General features: G+C 60.9%; 8 protein-coding genes. 5 read left to right on the top strand and 3 right to left on the bottom strand.

The window, feature by feature from the left end; all coding sequences use genetic code 11:
* Positions 1-13 precede the first annotated feature (13 nt).
* From GH657_RS17185 to GH657_RS17195, 3 genes are all read right to left on the bottom strand, one after another.
* Entirely contained in the window at positions 14-1,882 is a 1,869-nt protein-coding gene (locus GH657_RS17185) for a tetratricopeptide repeat-containing glycosyltransferase family protein (RefSeq protein WP_153102225.1), read from the bottom strand.
* Positions 1,883-2,137: 255 nt separating this feature from the next.
* Positions 2,138-4,078 (bottom strand): molecular chaperone HtpG, encoded by a 1,941-nt coding sequence (htpG, locus tag GH657_RS17190; RefSeq protein ID WP_153102226.1) that lies wholly within the window; start codon positions 4,076-4,078, stop codon positions 2,138-2,140.
* A gap of 201 nt (positions 4,079-4,279) precedes the next feature.
* Positions 4,280-5,737 (bottom strand): aminotransferase-like domain-containing protein, encoded by a 1,458-nt coding sequence (locus tag GH657_RS17195; protein WP_153102227.1) that lies wholly within the window; start codon positions 5,735-5,737, stop codon positions 4,280-4,282.
* Between the two features lie 198 nt (positions 5,738-5,935).
* On the opposite strand from GH657_RS17195, the gene GH657_RS17200 reads away from it, so the two are divergent.
* The 5 genes from GH657_RS17200 (at position 5,936) to GH657_RS17220 (ending at position 12,793) form a co-directional block, all read left to right on the top strand.
* The gene (locus tag GH657_RS17200; RefSeq protein ID WP_153102441.1) at positions 5,936-6,880 is read left to right on the top strand and encodes a DMT family transporter; all 945 of its coding nucleotides are present in this window, start codon (positions 5,936-5,938) and stop codon (positions 6,878-6,880) included.
* A gap of 194 nt (positions 6,881-7,074) precedes the next feature.
* The gene (locus GH657_RS17205; RefSeq protein WP_153102228.1) at positions 7,075-8,274 is read left to right on the top strand and encodes an aminotransferase-like domain-containing protein; all 1,200 of its coding nucleotides are present in this window, start codon (positions 7,075-7,077) and stop codon (positions 8,272-8,274) included.
* Between the two features lie 79 nt (positions 8,275-8,353).
* Positions 8,354-8,824 carry a RidA family protein gene (locus GH657_RS17210; RefSeq protein WP_153102229.1) on the top strand — a complete coding sequence of 157 codons (471 nt, stop codon included), beginning with the start codon at positions 8,354-8,356 and terminating at the stop codon, positions 8,822-8,824.
* A 116-nt stretch (positions 8,825-8,940) separates the two neighbouring features.
* Entirely contained in the window at positions 8,941-9,852 is a 912-nt protein-coding gene (locus GH657_RS17215) for a PhzF family phenazine biosynthesis protein (protein ID WP_153102230.1), read from the top strand.
* 577 nt (positions 9,853-10,429) lie between these two features.
* A complete protein-coding gene (locus tag GH657_RS17220; protein WP_153102231.1) occupies positions 10,430-12,793 on the top strand; it encodes a bifunctional diguanylate cyclase/phosphodiesterase in 2,364 nt (787 codons plus the stop codon).
* Position 12,794: the final 1 nt, after the last annotated feature.

The raw sequence follows: 12,794 nt of genomic DNA on the forward strand, positions 1-12,794 counted from the left end.
CCTATCGCTGGCCCTATTCCTGCACCCCTCCCGCATAACGCCGAGCGACGATGCCCTCCACCTGGGTTTTGACATCGTGAACAAGCGGCTCCCAGATGCCCGGCGCGGGCTGCCGCAACAGCTCAACCGAGTCGTACCAATTCGCCTCCCCCTCCCAGCACCAGTGCGAGACATAATCGAGCAACGCGAACACCGGGTAACCGAGCGCCCCCCCCAAGTGCAATGGCGCGCTATCTATCGTCACCAGAAGATCAAGCGCATTCAGATGAGCGGCCACGTCGTCAAAACCGTTGCGGTAATACGAGGTCAGATCGCGGACCGGATAGCCCTTTTGCTGTAGCGCCGCGACGTCCTTTTCCTGCCCCGGCACCAGGGCATAAAACACCACGCCTGGCATCTGGAGCAGTTGCTCAAGCTGATCCAGCGGAATCGAACGCTGCAAATTGCGCCGATGCGTCGCGTTACCAGACCAGACGAGGCCAATACGCAATGCCTTCGGATCCACCTCTTGCGCCTGGATCAGATTGCGCCAAACGATCGAACGGCCCGCATCCGCCTCCAGATAGGGCTGACCCTGGACATCGTCTGGCTCCAGCTTCAGCACGAAGGGCAAACTCATCATGGGCAAGCTGTAATCAGGACGGCCTGGCAAGCCCTCTTCCAGCGCCACGCAATCTGCGTAAAAACGCTGGAACAATTCCTTCAGCGGACGGCGGCACGCCAGCACCAGCCGCCCACCTTCAGCCCGAACCCTGTCTGCAAGCCGCGGGACAAACCGCACCATCTGGATATCGTCGCCGCTGCCTTGCTCGCTGTAGACCACAAGGATCCGGCCCGCGAGCGGTTCATTCGTCCAGCGCGGATAGCGGCTTGACATCAGCATGACCGCGTTGGTGTCTTCGCGGCCCTTGCTAGACAGGCGCTCTTCGTAAAGCATCCAGCCTATGGGCCAGTCGCCGCGCCGCAAGGAGAGTTCGGCCAGGTCGACTGCAATTTGAGTGTCACCCGGGCGCCGTGTGAGTGCCATCTCCAGCTTGACTTCGGCTTCTTTATACAGCCCTTGCTCGATCTCATAGCCACCCATTGCCGCCAGCGCCGCGCCGTTCTCCGGTGCGAGCAGCCAGGCATCGCACATGGTCTCCTCGGCGGCCTTGGCGTCACCGCTTTGCCATTGCGCATAGCTGAGCTGCCATGAGATTTCGGTATTGCCGGGCTCTCGGGACAGCACGTCGCGGCACAGGTGCGCCATCGCCTCCCAGTCATGCTGACGGCGATAGACCAGCGCCAGTTGCAACGGCAGCGCGGGATGCACCGCCGGATCAAGCGCATAGGCGCGCACCAGTGCCGCATCGTGCTCGGCCTCGATCAGCTCGTCTTGCGGCGACATCCTGGCGAGCGTCTGTGAGAGCCACCATGGCCTGCGTGCATCATCCGGGGCCGCCGCCTCGAGTGCTCGCAGCAAATGAGCTGCCGCACCATGCGCCTCGCATTCATCACCAAGACGCACAATCCACGCGATGACTTCTTCAAATGTTTGTCCCTGTACCGCTTTGCTGCTGTACTCGCTCGCGTGGGCGGTATCGCCTAGCCCATCGGCAAACAGCGCGAGACGGGCGTAACGCGCGCCGGGCTGCATGTCACTTTGCGTCAGCGATGCCAGTTGATAAGCCTCCTCGAAGTAAGTCGCGCTCGCGTTCAGGTCCGCCAGGAGCTGGAGCGCTTCTTCGGTAATCGGGAGCGACACGGCATAGGCCCGGGCGGCCTTGAATCCTTGCGTTTTGAGGAGTAACCAGAGGTGGAAAACCGGATCGGCCAGCGGAACTGTAACGGCTTGGTCTGATGGGATTTCTGGCTGGGCTTCTTCTAACACGGACTGTGACATAGCGGGATCAATAAAATGAGAGGTCGCGCGGGTGGCGGAGCGGTAAATTTTCAAAAAAATTTGAACGCGCACAGAATACGGGCATGTGTGCGAATGCCATCCTATAAATGGCCGCCTCACGGCAGACAGCTGGCAGACAGCTCCCGTTACGTCTCACCCTACCTTGCACCGCCAATAAAAAACGGTGACACCTGAACCGCACTTCACTCAGGTTGTCACCGTTTTTGCACACCGAATCGGGCATGCCGCGCGGATTTACACGCCGCGCGTCAGCAAGAGCGCATTCGTGCGCCGCACGAAACTCGCCGGATCTTCCAGCGCGCCGCCCTCCGCCAGCATCGCCTGATCGAACAGCAGATGACACCAGTCATCAAACTGCGCCCCATCGATTTGCAAACCCTTCACCAGCGCATGTTCGGGGTTGATCTCGAGGATCGGCTGCATCGCGGGCGCCTGCTGGCCCGCCGCCTTCAGCATGCGCTGCAGGTAGCCGCTCATGTCGCCGTCGTCCGCGATCAGGCACGAAGGCGAGTCAGTCAGGCGAAACGTCAGACGCACGTCCTTGGCCTTGCCCTTGAGCGCTTCTTTCATCTTCTCGACCAGGGGCTTGAGGGTCTCACCGACCTTTTCCTGCTCGGCTTTTTCTTCGTCGTTGAGCGCGCCCAGATCCAGATCGCCACGCGCTACGCTCTGTAGCGGTTTGCCGTCGAACTCGGTGAAAAACGACAGCATCCATTCATCGACACGATCCGTCAGCAACAGCACTTCCACGCCTTTCTTGCGGAACACTTCGAGGTGCGGGCTATGTGTCGCGGCCTGCCAGGTGTCAGCGGTGACGTAATAAATCTTGCTTTGCTCAGGCTTCATGCGCGCGACGTAATCGGCTAGCGCCACGTTCTGTTCCGGCGAATCCTGGTGGGTCGAGGCAAAGCGCAGCAGTTTGGCAATGCGCTCGCGGTTGGCCGTATCTTCACCGATGCCTTCTTTCAGCACCTGGCCGAACTCGTTCCAGAATAACGGGTACGGCGCGTCCGCCTTACCGTCGGCCTGCGCCGTATCCCCGTCCGCCGCCGTAGCCGCGACCGGGGCCTTGCCGGCCAGCTCTTCGAGCATCGACAGCACGCGTTTCGTCACGCCTTCGCGGATGGCCCGGACATCGCGGCTTTCCTGCAGGATTTCGCGCGAGACGTTGAGCGGCAGATCGCTTGAATCGACCACGCCCTTCACGAAACGCAAATAGCCCGGCAGCAACTGCTCGGCTTCGTCCATGATGAACACGCGCTTCACATACAGTTTCAGGCCGCCGCGGTGATCGCGGTTCCATAGATCGAAGGGCGCATGAGCGGGAACGTAGAGCAACTGGGTGTATTCGCTGCGGCCTTCGACGCGGTTATGCGTCCACGTCAGCGGATTTTGATGGTCATGCGCGAGGTGCTGGTAAAACTGCTGATACTGCTCATCCGTGATCTCGTTCTTTGAGCGGGTCCACAGCGCGCTGGCCTGGTTGACGGTTTCGTCTTCGTCACGCGTCACCATCTCGCCTTTTTCAGCGTCCCATTCTTCCTTTTTCATGAGGATCGGCAGCGCGACGTGATCCGAATACTTCTGAATGATCGCGCGCAGACGATGCGACGACAGCAGTTCGTCTTCGTCGGCACGCAGATGCAGCGTGATCGTGGTGCCGCGTGCCGCGCGCTCGATGGTCTCCACGGCGAAATCGCCCTCGCCCGTGCTTTCCCAGCGCACGCCTTCGCTCGCGGGCAGCCCGGCGCGGCGGGTTTCCACCGTGATGCGGTCGGCCACGATAAAGCCTGAATAAAAACCCACGCCAAACTGGCCGATCAACGCGGCGTCTTTTTGCTGGTCGCCCGAGAGCTTGCCGAAGAACTCTTTCGTGCCGGAACGGGCAATCGTGCCCAGGTTGGCAATGGCCTCGTCGCGGCTCATGCCGATGCCGTTGTCGTCGAGCGTGATGGTGCGGGCCGCCTTGTCGTAGGACACGCGAATCCGCAAGTTCGGATCGTTTTCGTAAAGCGCGTTGTTTTCGATGGCTTCGAAACGCAGCTTGTCGGCGGCATCCGACGCGTTGGAAATCAGCTCACGCAGGAAAATTTCCTTGTTGCTGTATAGCGAATGGATCATCAGGTTCAAAAGCTGTTTCACTTCTGCCTGAAAATTCATGGTTTCTTGTGCCATGCCCAAACTTCCTCTCTAGTACGGTTGGATTGCAGACTGACGCTGATGGATCAATGCGGGCGCGGTTTTTGTCGCAAAACGGCAAACCCGCGCCAAAACGTGCACTCCGACATGGGAGCAAACCGTGCTTTTTCAAGAGGCCTATTCAGGCCGTAACCAGGCCGTGACCCGGCCGTAACCCGGCCGTAACCCGGCCGAGCCTCAGGAGGCACGCCGGAGCGCGCGCTCGAGGTACTGGTTGAGAAAGACCGGCAGCCCTGGATCCCCGCAATTGGCGACGTTAAAGCGCATGCGCGTGGTGGGCGACTGCTGCGGCGAGAAAAGGCTGCCTGGCGTGAGCAAAAAGCCCGCTTCGTGTGCGCTCGCGGCCAGCGCGTCGGAGTCCACCCCGGTATCGACCCAGACGAACATGCCTGCGCCGGGTGTCAGAAACAGCTTGAAACCGGTTTTCTCCAGCATCCGCGCGGCCTTGTCACGCACGCCGTCGAGCCGTGCCCGCAAGCGTTCGACATGACGCCGGTAGTGGCCTTCGGTGAGGATCTGGTACAGCACGCGTTCGTTCAGCTCGGGGCTGGTCATGCCAACCAGCATCTTCTGGTCAGTCATGGCCCGGGCCACGGGTAGCGAACCGGCGAGAAAACCCACGCGCAAATTAGCCGCGAGGGTCTTGGAGAAACTGCCAAGGTAAATCACCCGCCGTAACTGGTCGAGACTCGCTAAACGGGTAGCGGGATAACCGGGCGGGCAGAGATCGCCATAGATATCGTCTTCGACGACGATGAAATCGTAAGTCTCGGCCAGTTGCAGGAGGCGGAACGCCTGGGCGGCGCTCAGCGAGGTGCCCGTGGGATTGTGCAGCACCGAGTTGATCACGAGCATGCGTGGCCGCCAGGCCTGCAACAGGGGCTCCAGCGCATCCAGATCGGGCCCCTCGGGCGTATAGGGCATGCCAATCAGGCGCGCGCCTTGTGCCGCGAAGCGCCCGAACATCTGGAACCACGCCGGATCGCCCACGATCACGGCATCGCCCGGCTGGACATAAAGACGGGCAATCAGATCGATGGCCTGAGTGATGCCGGAGACCAGCACGATCTGCTCCGGGGCAGCGCCGATCTCGCGCTCCTCAAGCCGGGTCTGCAATTGCTGGCGCAGGGGCAGAAAACCTTGTGGCGTGCCAAAGCCCAACAGTTGCGCGCTGCTTTGCCGCCCTAGCGTGCGCAGCGCGCGAGTCATTAGCTCGCCGTCCAGCCAGCGGCTGGGGAGATAACCCAACCCTGGGCCTTTTTCAGGCCGCGTCGAGGTTTGCAACATATTGCGCAGCAGCCAGACGACATCGATCGGGGGCGGTGCGGCAATGCCGGGCGCTACCGCATGGCGCTCACCGGGCACCGGTGCGGCCAGCCGCTCGCGCACGTAAAAACCGGAGCCCCGCCGCGAATCCAGATAACCCTGGGCCACCAGCCGCTCATACGCTTCCACCACGGTGAAGCGCGACACGCCTTTATCCCGCGCCAGCGTACGGATCGACGGCATGCGCATGCCAGGGCGAAAAACGCGTTCTTCGATCCGGCGGCAAGCCCATTGCACCAACTGTTCGACCAGCGTCAGCGGCGAAGCGCCGTGAGGCGCGGGGATCAGGTCAAGCGGATCAGGCGGCATGGGTGCTCCAACTGTACCGAGAATTATCGGGTGGATTGTACCGTTACTGTGCTGGTGCCAGACGCTACATTGAGACCGGCCGATGTCAGGTTGATATCAGGTTGACATCGGCGGCACTGGGCAACTGCGCTCCGTCTCCCTCCGCCTTTATTCCCCCCTCGCAAACGGGAGATTTTTTCAATGAATCCGATGAATCCGATCAATTCGCGTGAATCTCAAGGCATGCTGCTTGGCCTGCTAGGCGTCGTGATTTTTAGCCTGACGCTGCCCATGACCCGTATCGTCGTGATGGAATTCCATCCCTTGCTCAACGGCCTGGGCCGGGCACTTGCCGCCGCGCTCCCGGCGGCGGCGCTGCTCGCCTGGCGCCGCGAGCGCTGGCCCACCTGGGTGCAAATGAAGAGCCTCGCGGTGGTCTCGCTGGGCGTGATCGTCGCATTTCCGGTGTTTTCCGCCTGGGCCATGAAAACCGTGCCGGCATCGCACGGGGCCGTGGTCAACGGCTTGCAGCCCTTGTGCGTCGCGCTGTATGCCGCCTGGCTGGCCCATGAGCGGCCCTCGAAAGCTTTCTGGCTCAGCGCGATCGCGGGTAGCGCCATCGTCGTGGGCTTCGCCTTGCAGGCAGGCGGCGGCGCGCTCCAGGCGGGCGATCTGCTGATGCTGGTCGCGGTGGGTATCGGCGCGCTCGGTTACGCCGAAGGCGCGCGGCTGGCACGGCAGATGGGTGGCTGGCAGGTGATCTGCTGGGCCCTGGTGGTGTCGGCGCCCTTCCTGCTGCTACCGGTGGCCTGGCTCGGCTGGCAGCAATATCTGCAGCAGACGCAACCCGTGGCGCTGAAAACCTGGCTGGCGTTCGGCTATGTCACGCTGTTTTCGCAGTTCCTCGGTTTTTTCGCCTGGTATGCGGGGCTGGCGATGGGTGGCATTGCTCGCGTGGGTCAGGTGCAACTGTTGCAGATTTTCTTCACGATGGCGTTTTCCGCGCTCTTTTTCGGCGAAACCGTGGCCCCCATCACCTGGCTTTTCGCCGCGGCGGTCATCGTCACCGTCGTGCTGGGCCGCAAGGCCAGCGTGCGCACGGCGCCCACAGCCCCTTCCGCGGCGGCATCCCGGGCTGCAGCCAAACCGGTTCGTACCCCGTGATGCGGCATCGGAGCCTGCCACAGCGCAATGCCCAAGTCGCGCGATAATGCGGCTCTTTCGGCCTGCACGGCAGGCGCGGCGACACACCGCGCCACCCTTCTGCGATTGCGGCATGGCCCCATGAGCCGATCCCAACTCCGATCCTGATTCCGATCCCGATCCCGATTTCTATTCCCGCAAAAGCTGAAACGACCATGACTCAATCTGAAACGCCCTCAACGCTGCCGTGGCAGTTGTCCGAACGCGCACGCAAGCTCACCAGTTCGGCGATCCGCGAAATCCTGAAAATTACCGAGCGGCCTGAGGTCATCTCGTTTGCGGGCGGGCTGCCTGCGCCCGCTACGTTTCCGGTGGAGCCAATGCGCGCCGCCGCCGAGCGCATCTTGCGCGAGGACGCCGCTGCCGCCTTGCAATACAGCGCCACCGAAGGCTATCTGCCGCTGCGTGAATGGATTGCCCAGCGCTATTCGACGAACGGCGCGCGGATTCGCCCCAGCCAGGTGCTGATTACGACCGGCTCGCAACAGGCACTCGACTTGCTAGGCAAGGTGCTGATTTGTCCGGGCAGCCCTGTGCTGGTCGAAACCCCGACGTATCTCGGCGCGCTGCAATCGTTTTCGATGTTCGAACCGCGTTATGTCCAGGTCCCCACCGATGACGACGGCCTGATCGCTTCGGCGCTCACACCGGAACTCACCGCTGCTGCGCGCCTGCTCTACACCCAGCCTAACTTTCAGAATCCAACGGGCCGCCGCCTGCCGCTCGCGCGCCGCGAAGCGCTGGCCGAACTGGCGCAACACGCAGCCTTCCCCATTGTCGAAGACGATCCTTACGGCGCCCTCGATTACGCAGGCGAGCCGCTGCCTACGATGCTGTCGCTGGCACCGGAGCACATCGTGCATCTGGGCTCATTCTCCAAGGTGCTCGCGCCGGGCTTGCGCATCGGCTACATCATTGCGCCCGAGGCTTTGCAGTTCAAACTGGTGCAGGCCAAACAGGCCACCGATCTGCATACGCCCAGCTTCACCCAGCGCATCGTGCATGAAGTCATCAAGGATGGCTTTCTCGAAACCCATGTGCCGACCATTCGCGCGCTCTACCGCGATCAATGCGCAGCCATGCTGGCCGCGCTTGAGCGCCACATGCCGGAGGGCGTGAGCTGGAACCGGCCGCAAGGCGGCATGTTCATCTGGGCCTCGCTGCCTGCCGGGATGGATAGCATGGCCTTGCTGGAAGAAGCCATCGCGCACAATGTCGCCTTCGTGCCAGGCGGGCCGTTTTACGCCAGCGAAGCGCAAGCCAGCACGTTGCGGCTGTCCTTCGTCACGGTGCCGCCCGCCAAAATAGACGAAGGCATAGCCCGCCTGGCCGCGCTGATTCGCGCGCGTCTGTGATGCCGGCCATGAGCTGGAACAACTGTGCAACCCTCTATTGATCTGTCATCCTCATTTACCCACCGATAAGGACTCTCTCATGTCTGAAACCACACTGAACATCTACGACCGCCTGGAACAGCTCGGCATCGAACTGCCCAGCGCCGGCGCGCCCGCTGCTGCCTACGTGATGAGCGCCCAAAGCGGCAAGACGGTTTATCTGTCAGGGCACATCGCCAAACGCAGCGGGGCAGTCTGGACAGGCAAGCTCGGCGCGACGCTGGGCACGGAAGAAGGCAAGGCCGCCGCCCGCGCCGTCGCCATCGATTTGCTCGCCACGCTGCACAACCATGTCGGCGACCTGAACCACGTCACACGTATCGTCAAGCTGATGAGCCTCGTCAATTCCACGCCCGAGTTCACCGAGCAGCATCTGGTCACCAACGGCGCGTCCGAACTCATCGCGGAAGTTTTCGGTGAACGCGGCCAGCACGCGCGCTCGGCGTTCGGCGTGGCGCAAATTCCGCTCGGCGCGTGCGTGGAGATTGAAATGATCGCGGAAGTCAAATAACGTTACGTCTGGCACCCGCAGATTGCCGAGTGCTACTAAGCAGCGCTGATTTGTCCCGGTGGCCCGCTGTCTGGCCACCGTTTCCAACCGATGTGTCCCAGACTCTTCAATCAACGATGCCAGAATTTAAAAACGTCCGTTTTAAACAGGTCGATGTATTCACCTCGACGCCATTCAAAGGCAACCCGCTCGCGGTCGTGTTCGAAGCCGACGGCATGACATCCGTCCAAATGCAGGCAATCGCCAGTTGGACCAATCTGTCCGAAACCGTCTTTCTTTCCAGGGCGACGGATCCCGAAGCCGACTACCGTGCGCGTATTTTCACCCCCGTCACTGAACTGCCGTTCGCGGGCCATCCCACACTAGGCGCGGCGCACGCGCTGCTCGAAAGCGGCTATCAGCCCAAGCGCCCAGGCAGGCTCGTGCAGCAATGCGGCGCCGGGCTGATCGAACTGGAGTCGCAAAGCAACGGCGATTGGGCCTTTAGCGTGTCCGAGGCCGATGTCACACCGCTGTCTCCCACCGAATACGACGCGCTGGCCCTCGCGCTGAATAGCGATCAGGTCGATTTCAGCGCCATGCCATGCGCCGTCAATAATGGCGCGTCATGGCTGGTTATCCGCATGAATTCGGCCCAGGCCTGCCTTGAGGTTCAACCCGAACGCCTCGAAATTGCCCGCCTGACCCGGCGGGTCCACGCCCATGGCATCGCGCTGTATGGGCCCCATGAGGCCGATGGCCCGGCCACCTTTGAAATGCGCTGCCTGCTGACCGGCGAGCACGGAGGCCAGGGCGGCCTGCTGGAAGACCCTGTCACGGGCAGCGCCAACGCTGCCGTCGCTGGGCTGCTCGCCGCCATGGGCAAGGCCCCGGGCACGCACTACACCGTGCGCCAGGGAACCCTGCTGGGCCGCAACGGCAATGTGTCGGTCCGTTATGAAAAAAACAGCCCGAAAATCTGGATCGGCGGCCCGGTCATCACGATTATTGACGGGACCTTCCGGCGCCCCCAAGCGCCGCTTGCTTAAGCGCCGTTGCGCGATGAATCAAACGCAAAGTTAAAACAAAAATATAAGGTCCCGGTTACAACCGTCGAACCTGGGAACGTTACGCACAACCCGTCTAAAACCGTACCGACGGCATTGGATTTAAAGGAAATAAGGAAATCGAAATGGCGGCGCTGTCGCCATTTCGATTTCCTCAACCGCCACAGCCCGCATCGCATCACCCCCCCCCCGGACGATGCCGCGCACGCGGGACCATGCGCCCCATTCCGCGCGCTTTCTGTCCTGACATTTTGCTTGATGCGCGACGCATTCATCATGGCCATCCACTGTGGTAAATCAGCCTGTGTCATGAACCCCGTTCGCCCCCTCGCTTCACCCCGTCAGCCGCAGTAGGCCTTGAGCAAACGATGCTTGCCTGGCAAACAAGAGCACGTATACCCCGAGTCTCAGCGCTTTCTTAATTCCAAGGCATTCAGTACCATCAAAACCTATCTCAAAAATAGGACGGCCGCCTTTGAAGCTCGCGGCACACCATGCGCGCCCCTTCAAGCAAGACCCCGGTGCCAGACCGAAGCTTCCGCGGCAAGGTATAGAAAGCATGGCTCGCCCGTCGCATCCCTTTCGCTTTTCTCACGCCCGCATGCCGCGGCACAGCCGCGATCCGGCTGTGCCGCGCCGTCGCGCCCTACTGGCGATTCCCCTGTTAGGCGTACTGGTGCTGGTTTTGCTATGGACCGTGGTCTCAACCCGGCTCGCGCTCGAAAAAGAAGCGACTTACCGTGAATCCATTGCTTCGGCGGCAATTTTGTCGGCGGCACTCGAACAGCACACGATCAAGGCCATTCATCAGATTGACCAGATCACGCGCTTCGTCAAATACGAGTTTGAAAAATCACCTGGAACATTCGAACTGACGAACACCGTGGCAAAAAGCGTCGTGCAGGACGAAACGCTCATCCAGGTGTCATTGATCGACGAACACGGCATGCTGGTCGCCAGCACGGCAAACACCCGCGTCAAACCCATCGATCTGTCCGACCGCGAGCATTTTAAAGTTCATCAGCGGCGGAAAAACGACGAGCTGTACATCAGCAAACCTGTGTTAGGACGCGTTTCCGGGCACTGGACACTGCAAATGACGCGCCGCCTGAATCATCCCGATGGTTCGTTCGCAGGCGTCGTCGTGGTCTCGGAAGACCCGGCCTATTTCACGAGCGATTTCTACAACAATCCCGCCATCGGCCGCGACGGCATGATCGCGGTGATTGCCGACAACGGCGATGTGCTCGCACGCATGAGCGGCAACAACCCGAGCCCGGGCAACGCATTGGCGGCCGCCGGCCGCTACTCGCCCATGTCACCGCTGTCCGGCTCCGGCGTCGATCCGCTCGACAAGATCAAACGCATCACGTCATACCGTCATATCGACGGTTATCCGCTTGGTGTGATGGTTGGCCTCGCCGAAACAGAAGAGTTCGCCGATTACAACCACACACGCAATATTTATCTTTTAATGTCTAGTTTTATCTCGTTTGCGATAATTTCATTCTTTATTGTGGCAACCGGCCTGACTAGCAAATTGCTGGGCCGCGAACGGGAGATCACCCATCTGATTCAGTACGACCTGCTCACTGGCCTGCCCAACCGCTACGCGACCCTGCAAAACCTGCGACGCGAGGTGACAGAACCCACGGCCAACGTCGGGCGGCTGGCGCTCCTGTTGATTGATCTCGACAACTTCAAGGCGCTCAACGATGCGCTCGGCCACAACGCGGGCGACATCGTGTTGCAAATGACCGCATCACGTCTGGCCAGCGCGGTGGAAGGCGAAGGTACGCTAAGCCGGATGGGCGGCGATGAGTTCGCTGTCATCGTGAAAAGCGATGCGGTGCAAGTCCACTCGCTCAAGCTCGCCGAGGCGATAGTGCAAGCTTTCGCGCAACCGTTTGCGGTGCACGGCGGCAATCGCTTTACGCTACATGCCAGCATCGGCATTGCGCTGTATAGCGTCGCCAACGAAAACGAAATCGACCTGCTGAAAAAAGCGGATCTGGCGTTGTATAGCGCGAAAACCGAGGGCAAAAACGGTTACCAGTTTTACGCACCGTCCCTGTCGCATCGTGCCGATCATCTGCTGCAGTGGGAACAGCAACTGCGTGCCGCGCTCGTGCACAAGCAGCTGTTTCTGGTGTACCAGCCCAAGATCGATCTGACGCGCCGTTGCATTACCGGTTTCGAAGCGCTCGTGCACTGGAACCATCCCGAACATGGGTTGATTCCGGCCAGCGAATTTATTCCAGTAGCCGAATCAACCGGGTTGATCGTACCGATGGGAGATTTCGTCATCCAAAGCGCCTGCCGTCAGCTCGCGCAGTGGCAGCACGAAGGCGTCGAGGCGCTGACGTTGGCCGTGAATATTTCAGCCGTGCAATTTTGGCGTGGTGATTTATTGGCCAGCGTGGCGCAAGCCATCCGCGAAGCGGGCATTGCCGCCAACCGGCTCGAACTCGAAATCACCGAGACCACGATGATGGAGTATCCCGATCTGGTCGCGGAGAAAATCGTCGCGCTCAAGCGCCTGGGGGTGCGTATTGCACTAGACGACTTTGGCACGGGTTATTCGTCGCTGTCGTACCTGAATCGCTTTTCGGTCGATACGCTGAAGGTGGACCGCTCTTTTGTGCAGGCGGTTCCGGTGGACCATGGCGTGTGCCTGATGGTGACGGCGATCGTCAATCTGGCGCGTTCGCTCGGCTTGACGGTGGTCGTCGAAGGCACGGAAACCGAAGAGCAGATTGCATGGTTAAGCGCATTGGGACAGATCGAGGCGCAAGGGACCTTGTTTTCACGGCCGGTTCCCGTAAGCGACGTGCCTGCGCTGCTTGAACGTTTCGGCGTGTGTGAGGCGCCGTCATCCTCATGCCATGAACTTGAGCAGCAAGCGAGCGAGACGGCCTCATAGC

The organism is Paraburkholderia hayleyella (genome assembly GCF_009455685.1).
GTDB lineage: Bacteria > Pseudomonadota > Gammaproteobacteria > Burkholderiales > Burkholderiaceae > Paraburkholderia > Paraburkholderia hayleyella.